This is a genomic window from Marinobacter sp. CA1 (genome assembly GCF_020546665.1).
Classification (GTDB): domain Bacteria; phylum Pseudomonadota; class Gammaproteobacteria; order Pseudomonadales; family Oleiphilaceae; genus Marinobacter; species Marinobacter xestospongiae.
The window spans coordinates 338,821-354,467 of record NZ_CP071785.1; the positions used below are offsets into that span (position 1 = coordinate 338,821).

General features: G+C 63.6%; 14 protein-coding genes. 11 read left to right on the forward strand and 3 right to left on the reverse strand.

Annotated elements, in window-relative coordinates:
- Nucleotides 1–79: 79 nt before the first annotated feature.
- Nucleotides 80–1,171 carry a tRNA 2-selenouridine(34) synthase MnmH gene (gene mnmH, locus J2887_RS01535; RefSeq protein ID WP_227173669.1) on the reverse strand — a complete coding sequence of 364 codons (1,092 nt, stop codon included), beginning with the start codon at nucleotides 1,169–1,171 and terminating at the stop codon, nucleotides 80–82.
- A 198-nt stretch (nucleotides 1,172–1,369) separates the two neighbouring features.
- Here mnmH and J2887_RS01540 point away from each other — a divergent pair, with 198 nt between their 5' ends.
- The gene (locus J2887_RS01540) at nucleotides 1,370–2,077 is read left to right on the forward strand and encodes a class I SAM-dependent methyltransferase (RefSeq protein ID WP_227173670.1); all 708 of its coding nucleotides are present in this window, start codon (nucleotides 1,370–1,372) and stop codon (nucleotides 2,075–2,077) included.
- A 3-nt stretch (nucleotides 2,078–2,080) separates the two neighbouring features.
- Here J2887_RS01540 and J2887_RS01545 read toward each other — a convergent pair whose 3' ends face one another.
- Nucleotides 2,081–3,232 (reverse strand): hypothetical protein, encoded by a 1,152-nt coding sequence (locus J2887_RS01545; protein WP_227173672.1) that lies wholly within the window; start codon nucleotides 3,230–3,232, stop codon nucleotides 2,081–2,083.
- Between the two features lie 162 nt (nucleotides 3,233–3,394).
- Between J2887_RS01545 and J2887_RS01550 the strand changes: the two genes are divergently transcribed.
- The 8 genes from J2887_RS01550 to J2887_RS01585 all read left to right on the forward strand — a co-directional run bounded on the left by J2887_RS01550 (nucleotide 3,395) and on the right by J2887_RS01585 (nucleotide 10,842).
- Complete coding sequence (locus J2887_RS01550; protein WP_227173674.1) at nucleotides 3,395–3,886, forward strand: NUDIX domain-containing protein; 492 nt, start codon at nucleotides 3,395–3,397, stop codon at nucleotides 3,884–3,886.
- A complete protein-coding gene (locus J2887_RS01555; protein WP_227173676.1) occupies nucleotides 3,867–5,507 on the forward strand; it encodes a phosphotransferase in 1,641 nt (546 codons plus the stop codon). Before J2887_RS01550 ends, J2887_RS01555 begins: the two co-directional genes overlap by 20 nt.
- A complete protein-coding gene (locus tag J2887_RS01560) occupies nucleotides 5,500–6,387 on the forward strand; it encodes a GAK system ATP-grasp enzyme (RefSeq protein WP_227173678.1) in 888 nt (295 codons plus the stop codon). The genes J2887_RS01555 and J2887_RS01560 overlap by 8 nt, the downstream gene beginning before the upstream one ends.
- Nucleotides 6,384–7,478 (forward strand): HprK-related kinase B, encoded by a 1,095-nt coding sequence (locus tag J2887_RS01565; protein WP_227173680.1) that lies wholly within the window; start codon nucleotides 6,384–6,386, stop codon nucleotides 7,476–7,478. Before J2887_RS01560 ends, J2887_RS01565 begins: the two co-directional genes overlap by 4 nt.
- Nucleotides 7,475–8,455, forward strand: a complete 981-nt coding sequence (locus J2887_RS01570; protein ID WP_227173682.1) for a histidine phosphatase family protein — start codon at nucleotides 7,475–7,477, stop codon at nucleotides 8,453–8,455. Before J2887_RS01565 ends, J2887_RS01570 begins: the two co-directional genes overlap by 4 nt.
- Before the next feature lies 1 nt (nucleotide 8,456).
- Nucleotides 8,457–9,161: a histidine phosphatase family protein gene (locus tag J2887_RS01575; RefSeq protein ID WP_227173684.1), complete on the forward strand. Its 705-nt coding sequence runs from the start codon at nucleotides 8,457–8,459 to the stop codon at nucleotides 9,159–9,161.
- 107 nt (nucleotides 9,162–9,268) lie between these two features.
- The gene (locus J2887_RS01580; RefSeq protein WP_227173686.1) at nucleotides 9,269–10,570 is read left to right on the forward strand and encodes a metallophosphoesterase; all 1,302 of its coding nucleotides are present in this window, start codon (nucleotides 9,269–9,271) and stop codon (nucleotides 10,568–10,570) included.
- Nucleotides 10,567–10,842: an amphi-Trp domain-containing protein gene (locus J2887_RS01585; RefSeq protein WP_227173688.1), complete on the forward strand. Its 276-nt coding sequence runs from the start codon at nucleotides 10,567–10,569 to the stop codon at nucleotides 10,840–10,842. The genes J2887_RS01580 and J2887_RS01585 overlap by 4 nt, the downstream gene beginning before the upstream one ends.
- Before the next feature lie 471 nt (nucleotides 10,843–11,313).
- On the opposite strand, the gene J2887_RS01590 is transcribed toward J2887_RS01585, so the two are convergent.
- Nucleotides 11,314–11,727 (reverse strand): VanZ family protein, encoded by a 414-nt coding sequence (locus J2887_RS01590; protein ID WP_227173690.1) that lies wholly within the window; start codon nucleotides 11,725–11,727, stop codon nucleotides 11,314–11,316.
- A 93-nt stretch (nucleotides 11,728–11,820) separates the two neighbouring features.
- Here J2887_RS01590 and cysZ point away from each other — a divergent pair, with 93 nt between their 5' ends.
- Together cysZ and rapA are read left to right on the forward strand one after the other, a co-directional pair.
- Nucleotides 11,821–12,585 (forward strand): sulfate transporter CysZ, encoded by a 765-nt coding sequence (gene cysZ, locus J2887_RS01595; protein WP_227173692.1) that lies wholly within the window; start codon nucleotides 11,821–11,823, stop codon nucleotides 12,583–12,585.
- Between the two features lie 73 nt (nucleotides 12,586–12,658).
- Nucleotides 12,659–15,490, forward strand: coding sequence for an RNA polymerase-associated protein RapA (gene rapA, locus J2887_RS01600; RefSeq protein ID WP_227173694.1), 2,832 nt, complete (start codon nucleotides 12,659–12,661; stop codon nucleotides 15,488–15,490).
- Nucleotides 15,491–15,647: the final 157 nt, after the last annotated feature.

Here is a 15,647-nt window from a genome sequence, read left to right on the forward strand (position 1 = left end):
AGGCTTGCGGATGTTTATAGCAGAGTATGCCTGCACTGGCGTACCCGATCATGACAGTACGGTAGGGATTGCAGATCGATTACTGCCGACTCCACGCCACCAGCTCGTCCGGCGTTCCCCGTACTGCAATACGGCCTTCTTTCTGGCTGAGCTGGTAGTCGTACATCGGGTCGTAGTAGTTCTCCAGCAGGTCCTGAATCCAGGCGTCGTGGCCGTCCAGGCCGGCTCCGGCCAGCTGTCGGGTGAGGGCGTCTTCCATGCTTTGCCGCAAGCGGCGGTGGCGCTCGCCGCCAAGGCGGCGGCGAATGCGGTCCAGTGCGCTGAGCAGGTAATCACTGAAGTTGAACCAGCCGGCTTCCTCGCCATCCCGTTCGCGGTAGCTGGCGAGCATGGTTTCAACGTAGTCCTCACGGATGATGGCAACACGTTCGGCCATGGGCCGTTCGAGGATCATCAGGTCCGCCTGGGCCATGCGCTCGCGCAGCGTGTCCGGTAGCGCGCAACGGCCAATCAGCCGGCTTTCATCTTCCAGGTAGATCGGCCCCTGGCGCAGGTGACAGGCTTTCAGCAGGGCGATCGCCAGCGCGTTCTCGAAGTCAATCTGGCTGGGCTGGGGGGTGACCTGGCGGCCAAAACTGGAGCCCCGGTGATTGGCCAGGCCTTCCAGATCCAGCGGGTTGGGCAGGTTCTGCAATACCCGGGTCTTGCCGGTGCCGGTGCGGCCGCTGAGGATGCGCAGCGGGGCGTTGGCGGCCAGTTGCTCCAGGCTGTCGATGAGAAAGCGACGCAGCGCCTTGTAGCCGCCAACCACCAGCGGGTAATCGATACCGGCGTCCTTCAGCCACTGCTGGGTCAGCTGGGAACGCAGGCCACCACGAAAGCAGAACAGGTACCCGTCCGGGTGCTGGATCGCAAACCGTTTCCAGGCGGCGATGCGTTCCGCCTTGAGGTCGCCGGACACCAGTTGGTGGCCCAGCTCGATGGCACTGGCCTGGCCCTTTTCCTTATAGCGGATGCCGACACGGTGGCGTTCGTCGTCGTTCATCAGTGGCGCGTTGACGGCGCCGGGGAAGCTGCCCTTGGTGAACTCCACCGGGGCCCGGACATCCATCAGTGGCGTATCCGCAAGGAACAGGTTGAGGTAATCGTTGGTGTTGGCGCGGGCGCTCATGATGTTCGGGCTTCCTGACAGGGTGTGGGCTTGCCGATCCTGGGCCGGCGCCGGTCTCGGCGCTGGCTGAGTGGTAAGGGACGTAGGGGCCAGTATAACGAACCCGTCGTCGGTTTCAGAGGTTCCCGGGGTGGCGTTGCCGGGTGTGCGGCTTACAATAGCGCGCTATCGATTCTGATGACCTGACCAGGAAGCCCGATGTCCTCCGATTCTCCAGCCTCTGCTTCTCCGGCCGCTGCACGACGGCTCGACCAGCATCTCCAGCAGACCCTGCCCCATGGCCGGGTGGCACAGACCCGGCCGGCGGGCTGTCCAGACCTCAACCTGTGGCTGTTTGATCCCCAGGTTCTGGAAGGGCCGCTCAGTCACGACGAGGCCCAGGCGGTGGTGGACGCGCCGGCCTACTGGTCGTTCTGCTGGGCCAGTGGCCAGGTGCTGGCGGCCTGGATTCTGCGTCACCCGGAGGCGGTGGCCGGCAAGCGGGTGCTGGATTTTGGCTGTGGCTCCGGCATTGTCGCCATTGCGGCGGCTCGGGCCGGGGCTCGCGATGTCATTGCCTGTGACCTTGATCCCGCCGCGCTGGATGCCGCCGAGGCCAACGCGCTCACCAATGGCGTAACGGTGGCCCGGTGTGAGGATTTCTTCCGCCGTCCGGCAGGCATCGATGTGATCACCGCCGCCGACGTGCTCTACGACCCGGACAACCGGCCGCTGCTGGCCACGTTCCATGACGCCGCGCCCACGGTGTTGTTGGCCGACTCCCGGGTGCGGGATCTGGGTGATGACCGCTACCAGCTGAAGACGGTGGCGGAAGCCCGCACCTGGCCGGACCTCCACGAGTTCGAGGAGTTCAACCGGGTGCGGATCTACCGCTGCGATTCGGCATCGTCCGGAGCCGCTTCCTGAGCGCTATTCGCAGCTGGGGGTGAATGGACGGTAAGGCTCCAGTTCGCCGCTCTGGTAATTGACCTGCTGGTCATTGGCGATGGCCTCGCGCACCTGCCACTCACCGCCGGTTTTGCTTAGCAGATGGCTGCGGATCTCGCATTGGGTGTCATCGCCTGTTCGCATGCCCAGGGTGGTATGGCAACTGGCCCGGTCCCGATCCTTGGTCAGCCGGCAGGAAACCCTACTGGCGCGGACCTGGGGCATCTGTCCTTCGCGGTTCAGCTCGGTTTCCAGATGGCGGGCCGCCGCCTGTTCTGCCAGCAGGCCGTCACGGGTTCGGTCGCTGAGATCGGACGCTGGCAGTGCCTGGTGAGCCTGGGGCAGCTGGCTGGTGTCCAGTTGCTGGCTGACCTGCCAGCCGTCGGCGTCCTTGCGGAGCAGGACTTTGAGGGTAGAGGCCTCGCCCTTGTCGTCGGTGACCTCAAAGCCGATGACTCCGCGTTTGGGATGGTCGTCGCCAAAGCTCTGCAGGGTGACGCCAAAGCGCTCGCCCAGTGCCATTGCCGGCGCACTTTGCGCCAAGTGCTGCTGGGCCAGGTAGTCAAGAGTGTCGAAACTGTCCCAGTGGCGGTCGATATTGCCGTCTTTCAGGGCAATGTCGAGGAAGGTGGCCAGGCCCTGACCAGATAGCTTGGTGCCGTGCTCGGGAACGCTGAGACTGAGGGTGTAAGGCAGACCGAGAGGCTGTGCCTCACCAAAGCTGAGTTGCAGCTGGTAGCCGGAGAGAACCATTTCGGTGTCGGGCAGGTTGGCATCGGGGGCCTTGTAACCGAGCCGGAGGTGGGGCGCAGGGGTGGTGTCGGCAGTGAGGGTTCTGCCGGCGAGGCTTTCGGACTCAAAGGTGACAATTTCCACCGCAAGGTCCGGGAAGAAGTCGGTGCCCTGACGGATTTCCAGGGTGCCGTCCCTGAGGATGGCCTGATCGGGCTGGAAAGGGTGCTGCCGGAGTGTACCGGAAACCGGGCTGGCGACCGTCGCTGGCGGGGTTGCCGATTTTTCCGGCACTGGCGAGCTCTGTTCTGGCGGACTCTGCTCTGGTGGTGCTGGCTCGTTGCAGCCGAGAGTAAGCAGGGTCAGGCTCAGGGCCAGGGCGGAACGTGGGCTCTTGGGCATGAGTCGTGGGTCCTGTAAGACAAGGGGCAGACTCACAGGATAGCAAAAGTGATGTTGCCAGTTGGGGGTGGCATCGGCCTTGCTGTCATTTTACTGTAAAGAATGAGCCCGCTAATACATGGTATAAGGGGGCTGGCCCTTATCCCGCAACTGGACCGCTATATGACTGAATTGCAACCTGAAATACGAAATACTGCGCGGGCGTTGATTGTGCGGCAGGAGCGCGTGCTGCTGTTGCGGAAGTTCAGCGAGGAGCGTGGCGAGTACTTTGCTCTGCCTGGTGGCGGCCAGGAGACCGGGGAGACCCTGGAGCAGACCATCGCCCGGGAGTGCCGGGAGGAAATCGGCACCGAGGTGGCGCTGCGTGACCTGATCTGGGTCGCCGACTATTTCCGGTGCCGCTCCACCCAGCGCCACCTGATCGAAATGGTGTTTCTGTGCGAGGTGCCGGAGCACTACTCACCCCATAATGGCCACCATCCGGACAAGCACCAGCAGGAAGTGGTGTGGCTGCATCGGGATGAGCTGGCCAGCCATCGTCTGTCGGAACCCTATCTCGCCGAAGCAGTGGCGGAGATTCTTCGCCCGGATTCGCAGTCCCCCGATCCCACGCCGACCTACCTGGGGGCTTTCCATGACGATCCGGTTACCTGAAGCGGTCCAGGAAAACCTGCGCTTCCTGATCGTTGAGGTCGATTCCCAGCTAGCCAATCTGCAGACTTACCTGTCTGGTCGTCCCACCGCCGCCATGGCCCGCCGAATCCTCGATCGGGCCGGCTATGCCTACAATCTGAAGCTGCGCATCCACAGTGTGTCGGTGGGAAAACTGGCCGGTCGCAAGAAACGGCGCACCGCCAGCTACCTGACCTTGCGAGCGGCGGAAACCATCGCCACCGATCTCGACCGCCTGACCGAGCTGTGTCGTGAGTGCCTGCACCAGCTCGAACCCCTGGATTCCCTGGACGGACTGCAGACTGAGGTGCTGGTGGGATTGCTGGAGACTGTCCGCACCGGCCTGTCGATGATTGAGCCGGCGGTGCAGGACAACGACACCAGCCAGGCCACCGCCCTGGGGCAACTGGATCGACAGCTGGAGCAGCGTTACCGTCAGCTCTACGACTGCCACGTTGCGGCGCTGCGGCAGCGGGATGACACCGAGGTGCGGGTACGGGCGCTGCTGCTGGCGGAAAACTTCCGCCACATGGGGCGGGCGCTGTTGCGGATCAGCGAGGCCATCATCTCCGCCAATCTGGGCCAGCAGGTGAGCTTCGAACGCTACCACTCACTGCAGGCGCTGATTGGTGACCTGGAGCTGGATGGCGACGGCCTGCAGGTGGAAACCATCGCCGAAACCCGCTCCGGCAGTACCATTGCCGGGGTCTCTGCCAGCAACGACGACGGCTACCTGGCAATCTACAAGGACGGCCTCAAGCAGAAGGTGAAAGAAGAGCGCAAGGGGGTTAACAGCTGGCACGAGATCTACCCGGGCTTGGCGCCGCGCATCCTCAACTACAAGAAACGGGGTGAGTCCGCCGCCCTGCTGATTGAGCATCTGCCGGGGCTGACCTTTGAGCAGCTGGTGCTGGGGCGGGATGACGAGTTGTTGGCCCAGGCCCAGACCCAGCTGTCACGCACCCTGCGGTCGGTGTGGACCGAAACCCGGACCTCGGAACCGGTGCCGGCACTGTTCATGCAGCAACTGGCCAAGCGCCAGGACAATGTCTACAAGCTCCACCCGGAATTCCGGGCCGAGCAAACCGAACTGTGCGGGGTGACCATCCCGCCCTTCGATGCGCTGGTCAAAGCCGCCGAAGCACGGGAACGGCAGGTGCCACCGCCGTTTTCGGTGTACATCCACGGCGATTTCAATGTCGACAACATCATCTACGACCCGATGGAGCGGCGCATCAACTTCATTGATCTGCACCGGTCCCAGTACATGGACTATGTCCAGGACGTCTCGGTATTCATGGTCTCTAATTACCGGCTGCAGATTCTCGATCCGGTGATCCGCCGGCGCATCATGGCCGTCGCCCAGACCCAGTACCGGGCCGCACGGCGGTTTGCCAAACAGCAGCAGGACGACAGCTTCGATTTTCGCCTGGCCCTGGGGCTGGCCCGTTCGTTTGCCTCGTCGACCCGCTTTGTACTCGACAAGTCGCTGGCCCGCAGCATGTTTCTGCGGGCCCGCTATCTGCTGGAGCTGGTGCTTGCCAGCGATCCCCAGCGCGTTGACAAGTTCCGCTTGCCCCTGAAGGAGATATTTGTTGAATAAGCCGAAGATCGGCGTCGTCGGGATCCCCGGCAAATGGTCCACCGAAGTGCTGGCCGACGCCCTGGAACAACGCACCGGACACCGTCTGGTGATCGACCTGGCTGAGGTGGCGCTGGACCTGTCAGGCCCGACTCTTACCTGGCGCGGCAATGACCTCACCGCCCTCGACGCGCTGGTGGTGAAGAAGGTCAGCCCGGTTTATGGCCCGGACATGCTGGACCGCATTGAGCTGCTGTGTCAGGCGGAACACTGTGGCGTGCGGGTCTTCAGCCCGGCCCGGAGCATCCTGCGGCTGGTCAATCGGCTCAGTTGTACGTTGGCGCTGCGTCAGGCGGACATTCCGATGCCCGAGACGGTCATCACCGAAGATGTCGGCGAAGCGGTGGCGGCGGTACGGCGCTTTGGCCAGGCGGTGTTCAAACCGCTGTTTTCCACCAAGGCCCGGGGCATGACCCTGATCGATGCCGACCAGCCCGAAGCGCAGCTGGCGGCCCAGGTGGCAGCCTTCAAGGCCGACAACCCGATGATGTACCTGCAGCGCCGACTGGCCCTGGGTGGCCAGGACCTGGGCCTGGTGTTTCTCGGTGGCGAGTATCTGGGCACCTATGCCCGTCAGGCCCAGGGCGAGAGCTGGAACACCACCATTCACAGTGGCGGACGTTACGCCAGCTATCAACCGTCCGCTGAGCTGATCGAGCTGGCTCGACAGGCCCAGCGACCGTTCCAGCTCGACTTCACCACGGTGGATGTGGCAGAGACCGATCAGGGCCCCATCGTCTTTGAGGTGTCGGCGTTTGGTGGTTTCCGGGGCGCACTGGAGGGCGCCGGAATCGACGCCGCCAGTGCCTACGCCGATTACGTGCTGGAGGCGCTGTCATGACAGTGGATGTACTGCAGAGCTATCGGGAGCAATTGCAGGGTGGCGCGGCACTGCTTCCCCGTACCTTGCTGCTGGCCCTCGGTGACTGCCGTCTGCGGGTGGCCAGCAACAGTGGCGCGCTGCTGGACCGTCTCGAACGCTACTTCCATCACGTTGTCACCGCTGGCGACCACGCCGATATCGAGGTGGTGGCCATCGAACGGGCGGCGCCGGAGCTGGCGTTGCCGTTCATGGATTGGCGCCGGGAGGCGAGCAAGCGGGGGCGCAAGGACGCCTACCTGGATGTGCCCGGTGGCCGTCTGGTACAGAAGGTACGTACCGGCATGGTGTTCCTGCAGTGCCAGGGTGCGCGGCTGGCGGCAGGGCCGTGTCTGGCCAACGACAACCAGGTGATCAATTTCATCAATGCGCAGCACATGAACTGGCTGCAGCAGCGGGGCTGGTTGATCTGCCACGCCGCAGGCATTGAGCGTGGTGGCCGCTCACTGGCGCTGGCCGGCTTCTCCGGCGGCGGCAAGTCCACCCTGATGCTAAAATTGATGGAGCGCCCCGGCACCCATTATCTGTCCAACGACCGGTTGTTTGTACGTGCCCGCGCCGGTGAAGTGGCGGCGGCGGGCATTGCCAAGCTGCCGCGGGTCAATCCCGGCACCATCGTCTACAACCCGCGGCTGCACCCGCTGATCGACGCCGACCGGCGGGCGGCGCTGGCGGCCCTGCCGGGAGACCAGCTGTGGGACCTGGAAGAAAAGTACGATGTGATGATCGACGACCTCTACGGCCAGCAGCGAATTGTCCAGCAGGCGCCGCTGCAGGCGTTGGTGATCCTCAACTGGCAGCGGCAGGGCGAGGCGCCGTTATCGGTTCAGGCCGTGGACCTGAACGAACGCCGTGATCTGCTGGGGGCGGTGATGAAGTCGCCGGGCCCGTTCTATCAGCATCAGGACGGACGCTTTCATCAGGACACCACGCAACCCGTGGAGGAGGATTACCTTCACGCCCTGGCCGACGTGACCGTGTATGAAGCGACCGGCCGGGTTAATTTCGCTGCGCTGGCGGATCTGTGTGACCGGGAGGTACTGCCACTATGACTCAGGCGGCCGGAGCCCGCGAGCTTTTGCTGCTGCGCCACGGCAAGTCCGACTGGCGTGAGCCGGTGGCTGACTACGACCGGCCGCTGAAAAAACGCGGCAAGCTGGGGGCTCAGCGCATAGGGGCCTGGCTGCAGGAGCAGGCGCTGGAGCCGGACCAGATTCTGGCGTCACCTGCCGAGCGCGCGCTGGCCACGGCGGAGAAGTGCGTCAAGGCCATGGGGCACACGGTGGCAGAGGTGGAAACCGATCGCCAGCTGTACATGGCCAGCGTCGAGGATCTGCTGGCGGTATTGGCGAAGACGCCGGACAGCACCGAACGGCTGCTGCTGGTGGGTCACAACCCCGGTCTGGAGCAGCTGGTACGGGTGCTGCCGGCGCAGCCACCGGCGACGCCGGAGGACGGTAAGCTGATGCCCACCGCCACCCTGGCCCAGTTGCGGTTTCAGGGCGGCTGGTCCGAGCTGGCGCCGGGCAACGCGGAACTGCAGCGCATCGTGCGCGCCAGGGCGCTGTCCAGTGAGTTTCCCTTTCCCCATGGCCAGGCTGTGGACGAATGGCGACAGCGACCGGCCTACTACTACCGTCAATCGGCGGTGATTCCCTACCGTTATCTGGACGGTCAGCTGGAAATCCTGCTGATCGGTTCCAGCAGTGGGCGCCATTTGAGTGTGCCCAAGGGCATTGTGGAGCCGGGGCTCAGTGACATTGCTTCCGCCTGTCGCGAAGCGGAGCAGGAAGCGGGCATTCGTGGTCGGGTCCAGTTGCCGGCTTTGGGGCAGTATCGCCAGGCAAAGTGGGGCAACTGGTGTGAGGTCACCGTCTACGCCCTGGAGGTGACGGAGCAGTTGCCGGAGCCCGAATGGCAGGAGTGTCAGCGGGGACGCCAGTGGTTATCGCCGGTCCGGGCCAGCCAGCAGGTGCGGCAGCCCGAACTGGGGCGTTTCATCACCAAGCTGACACGGCTGCTGAACTGATATGCCCCGCCTGTTCGCCGCCCTGATTCGCCACGGTGATTACGCCCAGCTACCGGATACTCCCAGCGCCCACCAGCCCTTTGCCCTGAACCCGCAGGGCCGGGCCCAGGCCGAGAACGCGGCTTTGGCGCTCGCCGAACAGCGGCAGCGGGAGCGCTGGCAACTGGCGCCAGAGATCGACAGTTCCGAGCAGCTGCGGGCGTGGCAGACCGCCAGCATCATCGCCAACGTCCAGCTCGAGCCGCCGGCGGTGGCAAGCTTTGCCGCGCTGGCCGAGCGCGGCCTCGGCAGTGCCGCCAATCTGACCCTGGCACAGATCGAACAGGCGGTAGCCGACGATCCACGCTGCCCGCCACTGCCCACGGACTGGAAGTCCAACAGTCATTTTCGCCTGCCCTTGCCCGGTGCCGAGTCGCTGATGCAGGCCGGCGAACGGGTGGCTGAACACCTGCGACTGCGCATGGCCGAACTGGCCACGCAGGCCAGTGCCGACACCGTCAAACTGTTCGTCGGTCACGGCGCTGCCTTCCGCCACGCCGCCCATCAACTTACCGTGCTGAGCTTTCCCCAGATCGCCCGACTCAGCATGTACCATGCCCATCCGGTGCTGCTGGAATACTGGCCAACCCCGAATGGTCAGGGCCGCTGGCGCCATGTTGCCGGGCACTGGAAGGTGCGTAAACGAGGGGCTGGCGTTCTGGATTAGCTTAACGGGACGCAGAAACCTGAAAGACGCGTTTGAGCGCCGCATTCATCAAACTGCAATCCAGGTGACATACAACGGGCACACAGCCATTGTTTGCAGGTCACCCCATGATTTGTCCCCATACCCGTGCGCAGCTGCCCCGCTACTCGTCCCATATCGCCACGTCTCAAGGTCTGCCGTCGCGGGGGGAGGCCTGGGCCATCGATGGTCCTGTGCGGGGGCTGGCGCCGGCGCAGTGGCAGTGGCCGAGTCGGCCGATTTTCTTCATTTCCGATGCCCATGCCGATGCGGCGGCGTTTGATGCCTCATTACTGATATCCGGTGGTGTGCAGTGGGTTCACAATGATCTGCAACTGACCCGTGAGGGCCGCGAGGGGCTGTTCGTCATTGGCGGTGACTGTCTGGACAAGGGGCCCAGCAACCTGGCGTTGCTGCGCCGGGTGCGGCGGTTGATGGCGCTGGGGGCGTCGGTCAAGCTGCTGGCAGGCAATCACGACATGCGACTGTTGATGGGGCTGCGGGCGCTGGCGCTGCCGGCCTCGCCGCTTACGGATCACCTGTTTGTGCGGATGGGCGCGAAGGCGGTACCGCTGTTGCGGGAGGTGTTCGACAGTTACCTGGCTGGGGCGTCGTTGCCCGCCTGGGTGCCGGACGCCGACGAGTGCCGCCGTCGCCTGCTGCCCGCTGAGCGCTGGTTCCGGGAGTTCCCTAGGGCTGCGGCGGGGCTGATGCCGCCACTGGCCATCGATAAGGAGGTCAAGCGCTTGCGGGAGAAGCGGGACACCTTTGAAGATGCCTGTTCGCTGGCGGGGCTGGACATTCGGGCGGTGTATGCCACGGCCCACCATTGTCTGCAGCTGTTTTGTGAGCCCGAGGGGGAGTTCCACTGGTTCTTCCGGGACATGGAGCTGGTGCATCAGGAAGGGGCGTTCCTGTTTCTCCACGCCGGATTGGACGATACCCTGGCCTCGGTGCTGGCCCGCAAGGGCAGTGCCTGCCTGAATCGGCTCTACCGCCATCAGAGCCATCACCAGCCATTCGAGTTCTACTACGGCGCCCTGGCCAATGCCCTGCGTACCAAGTATCGCAAGGTGGACCGGCCGCTCAGCGAGGCGGGCGTACGGCGGGCCTGGCAGCAGGGTATCCGGGCGGTGGTGCATGGTCACCGCAACCGTCTGCAGGGACAGCAGCTGACCCTGCGTCAGGGGCTGCTGCACGTGGAGGGGGATGTGACTCTGGACCGCAATTCCCGTCGCAAGGAAGGGCTCAGTGGCATCGGTGCCGGCGTCACCATCATCCGGCCCCAGGGCCAGCTCATCGGTATCAGCCGTGACTACCCCTATGCTAAGGTGTTCAGCGCCGATTCGATCGCCCACGTCCGGTCACCAAGGAACCACGCCGCGCCATGACCAACGACAAGACCCGCTTCCGTCACCAGTCCCTGCAGGATCGCAAGAGCGTACAAAGCCTGCTGAAGGCCATTACCAAGGGCATCGCCAAGGGCAACCTGGAGTTTCGTGATGAGGAAGGGGAAATCACCCTGCACCCGGAGGGGCTGCTGAACCTGAAGGTGACCGCGCGCCGCGAGGGCAGTCGCGACCGGCTGGATATCCAGGTGTCCTGGCATTCGGAAGAAGCGGTCGGTTCGGATGGCAAGCTGGTGGTGAACGGCAAGGAGTAAGCCTGGAGCCTTCACATAGGTCTTCTCCAGGCCAGCAACCCTTGGTAACAGGCAAAAAAAGGACAACCCCATGGGGTTGTCCTCGTCGGAACAGTTGCCGCGTCCTTGCGTCCTGGCAACATCCTGTTGCCGCTCTGTCCAATCGCCAGCTCCGTGGCGCCAGCTTCCTAGCCAGCGGTCCAATCATTATCCCTTAAGCCTGTCTTCCCTGTATCCCTGCTTCTCTCCGCGTCCGGTGCGGGGGTGCCTCCAAGCGTCTTCCTTTTCCCTGTCGTCCGTGACAGCTTCACTATAGCAATACCCTTTTGATGTTTGTGTGACAGCCGCTGTTCGAATGTTGAGCGATTTTTCCGCTCAAAAAATTTTGCATTAAATAACAATTGCTTGCTGTTCGGCTGACAGCCTGTTGTGCTCTTGCGCACGGGTGATTGCCGAAAAGACTTACCTGTATGTAGGAAAAGGCTTACACCGCTATGAGCCATTGTCGCAATGGGCTGACGAGGTGTTCAGAGTGCGTTTCAGCCAGTCCAGTCCGACCCAGCCGGTCAGCCCCAGAATAATGCCGATCAGGTCAGCAACCAGGTCATCCAGACCGAAGCTGCGATAGTGCAGTTGTGCCTGGGCCAGCTCGATCAACAGGCCGTAGCCCAGCAGCCAGAGCGCAACATACCAGGCTCGCGCCGCCGGCCAGCCAAGGTGTGCCAGCAGGGTCAGTTCAACGAACGCCAGGACGTGATTGATTTTGTCACCGTGGGCGACCGGCAGCGCCGGGCCGGAGCGGATGGTGGCCAGGACCAGAATAGCCAGCAGTGACACCACCAACGCCAGGCGCCAGATCGACGGTTGTGCCAGCAGGGCGCCAAGGCGCTGTTTCAGTGCGGACATGGGACTCCTCGGGCTGTGGGCGCTGGCACAACATGATATGCTTTGCGCCCCGTTACTGTCATCGCGGTTATCACCGGCGGAGAACCTCATACCATGCTCAAAGGCAACTTCTTTCACGGGCTGGGGTATCTGGCAGAAGGGTTTCGTCTGATTCGCCAACCGGGGCTGCGACTGTTTGTCGTGATCCCGTTGGTGCTCAACATCCTGCTCTTTGCCACCCTGTTCGTTTTTCTGGCTGATATCTTTTCTGTATTCATCGCAACCGCCATGGGCTGGCTGCCCGACTGGAGCTGGCTGCAAAGCCTCGACTGGTTGCTGTGGCTGCTTTACGGCGGCGTGATCCTGCTGATGCTGGCCTATGGTTTTGTGATTGTGGCCAACCTGATTGGCTCCCCCTTCTATGGCTATCTGGCGGAACTGACCGAGAAGCACCTGACCGGCCAGGAGGTCGGGGTGGACGGCGGCTGGGCCCAGATCATCAAAGACATCCCACGCGCGCTCTGGCGCGAAGTGCAGAAGATTCTCTATTACCTGCCCCGGGCCCTCGGGTTGCTCATCCTTGGTCTGATTCCGGTGGTCAACCTGGTGGTGGCGGTGCTGTGGTTCCTGTTCAACAGCTGGATGATGGCACTGCAGTACGTGGATTATCCCGCCGACAACCATCGCATGAGCTTCCCGCTGCTGCGTCAGCGGCTGGCACAGCAGCGGCTGTCCGCCCTCGGGTTTGGCCTGCCGGTGTCGCTGGGGGCGATGGTGCCGATTCTGAACCTGTTTGTCGTGCCGGCCGCGGTGTGTGGTGCGACCGCCTACTGGGTGCGAGAACCCCAGTTGTCTCTGGAAAAGCAAACGCAAGCCTGATCAGGCCAGTCAAAGAGTACTGGCAAGAAAGTGCGAGCAAGAAAGTACTGGCAAGAAAGCAATCGGAGGTTTTTTGGATACATCAGATTTTGTCGTCGGGCAGCGCTGGGTCAGCCACAGTGATTCCGGACTTGGCCTTGGTATCGTTACCGAGGTTTCCGGCCGACGGGTTACGCTCGGGTTTCCAGCGGCGGACGAAGAGCGCACCTACGCCATCGACAACGCCCCGCTGTCGCGGGTGGTGTTTCAGATTGGCGAGCAGATTGAAACCTTCGACGGCGAGGCGTTCACAGTAAGGGCGGTGGAAGACCTTGGTGGTGTTCTGCTTTACCACGCCGATGACGGCGGTGAGACGCTGCAGCAGATCTCCGAAGTCAAACTCACCAGCGTGGTGAATTTTTCGGCCCCGCACCAGCGGCTGTTTGCCGGTCAGTTTGACCGCAACGGCGCGTTCCGGCTGCGGGTGGCCTCCATGCAGCACCTGGACCGGCTGCGGGGCTCGCCCGCCCAGGGCCTGATTGGTGCCCGTACCCAACATCTGCCCCACCAGATCCACATAGCCCACGAGGTCGCCAGCCGGTTTGCACCGCGGGTGCTGCTGGCGGACGAGGTTGGCCTGGGCAAGACCATCGAGGCGGGTCTGATCGTCCATTATCAGCTGCACACCGAGCGCGCCCGCCGGGTGCTGATTGTGGTGCCGGATTCGCTGGTGCACCAGTGGTTGGTGGAAATGCTGCGGCGCTTCAACCTGCGCTTCACCATCATTGATCAGGACCATTACGTCAGCGACTACGACAGCGATGACATTGAGCTGGAACGGGACAACCCGTTTGAGGCCGAGCAGCTGGTGTTGTGCAGTCTGGACTTCCTTACCCGCAATCGCTCCGCCCAGCAGGATGTCGCTGACGCCGACTGGGATCTGCTGGTGGTGGACGAAGCCCACCATCTGGCCTGGAGCCCGGAATCCGCCAGCCCCGAGTACCAACTCATTGAACGCCTGGCGGACCAGGTTCGCGGGCTGCTGTTGCTGACCGCGACACCGGAGCAGGTGGGGGTGGCCAGCCACTTCGCCCGTTTGCGGCTGCTGGACCCGGCTCGCTTCCATGACCTGGAGGCCTTCCAGCGCCAGGAGCAGGATTACGAACGCATCAATCAGGTGGTGCGGGGGCTGCTGGACAACCCGGGCCTGCCCGACGCCGACCAGCAGACCACCCTGCGGGCGTGGTTGGGGGATGAGCTCGACACCCTGCTGACAACCGAACAGCCGGTGCAGGCCATTGTTGATGCCCTGCTGGATCGACACGGTACCGGGCGGGTGCTGTTCCGTAATACCCGGGCGGCGATTCAGGGCTTCCCGCAACGTCAGCCCGAACCGGTGCCGTTGGCGTGTCCCGAGCTGTACCACGAACGCCGTGACGGTCGCCATGGCCTGACCCCGGAAACCGGCCGGGACGATGAGGAGTGGCTGGCTGCCGATCCCCGTGTGGCCTGGCTGGAACAGACCCTGACCGCGCTCAAGAAAGAGAAGGTGGTGGTGATCTGCGCCCATGCCGAAACCGCAATGGCGCTGGAGGTTTATTTGCAGCTGCGTGCCGGCATCCGCAGTGCGGCCTTCCACGAGCACCTGTCGCTGGTGGAGCGCGACCGTGCCGCCGCCTACTTCGGCGAGACCGAACAGGGCGCCCAGGCGCTGATCTGTTCCGAGATCGGCAGTGAGGGTCGCAATTTCCAGTTTGCCCACCACCTGGTGCTGTTCGACCTGCCGGAGAACCCGGACCTGCTGGAACAGCGCATCGGGCGCCTGGATCGCATCGGGCAGGCGGAGACCATCCGCATTCACATTCCCTATCTACAGGGAACAGTGCAGGAACGCCAGTTCCGCTGGTTCCATGAAGGGCTCAATGCCTTCGCCGAGAGCTGTGCCGTTGGCGTTGCGGTGAAGGAAACGGTTGCGACGCAATGGCAGGCGGTGATCGATGGGGAAGGGGATCTGGACGCGCTGGTGGCGGCCTCCCATGACGAGGCCCAGCGTCTCCGCGCGCTGTTGCACAGCGGCCGTGACGCGCTGATTGAACTCAACTCCTGCCGTCGCCCCCAGGCAGAGGCACTGATTGCCCGAATTGAGGAAGAGGAAGCGCCGGAGCGGGTGCGGGACTTCATGATGGAGGCCTTCGATATCCTCGGCGTGGATGTGGAAGACCACTCCGAACATGCCGACATTCTCAAGCCCAGCGAGCAGCGCAACACCGGCCATGTGCCGGATCTGCCGGAAGATGGTCTGACCGTAACCTGGAACCGCCAGCAGGCGCTGGAACGAGAGGACATGGCGTTCATGAGCTGGGAGCACCCGCTGGTGGCGGGCGTTCTGGAGTCGGTGACTACTACCGATCTGGGCAAGGCGGCGCTGGCGAGCATGTCGGTCAAGGGGGTGGCACCGGGAACGCTGATGCTGGAGGCACTGTTCAAGGTGCATTGTCCGGCCCCGGCGGCGCTGCAGCTCTCCCGTTACCTGCCGCTGTCTCCGCTGCGGCTGCTGGTGGACGTGAATGGCCGTGACCTGTCCGAGATCCTGCCCCACGATCGTCTCAACGGTCTGTGCTCCAACATCCGCCGACGCACCGCTCAGGCGGTGGTGCCCAAGGTGCGGGCGGAAGTGGAAACCATGGTGGATCACGCTGAAACCCTGGCCGATGGCCATCTTGAGAGCTTGCGGGAACAGTCACAGAAGCGGGTGCGGGCGTTCTTTGAACCGGAAATCCGCCGTCTGGAGGCGTTGCAGCGCGCCAATCCGGCGATTCGTGATGAGGAAGTGGCGTTCTTCCGCGACCAGCTGGCGGCGAGTGAGGACGCCCTGGCCCGGGCCACGCTCAGCCTGGAGGGAATTCGGGTGATTGTGACCTCGTGAGTTGACGCCACGGCGCTGGCGAGCAACCATCACAGGGCTGGTCCGCCATGGCGGGCGGGGACGCGGGCCTGGCCGGCGTCCCTGAGTCGGTTCCCGGACGCCGCTGGTGTTGGCGGGCCGACGGCAACGTGCCGCACCTCAAGTCTGTGTTGCGGCC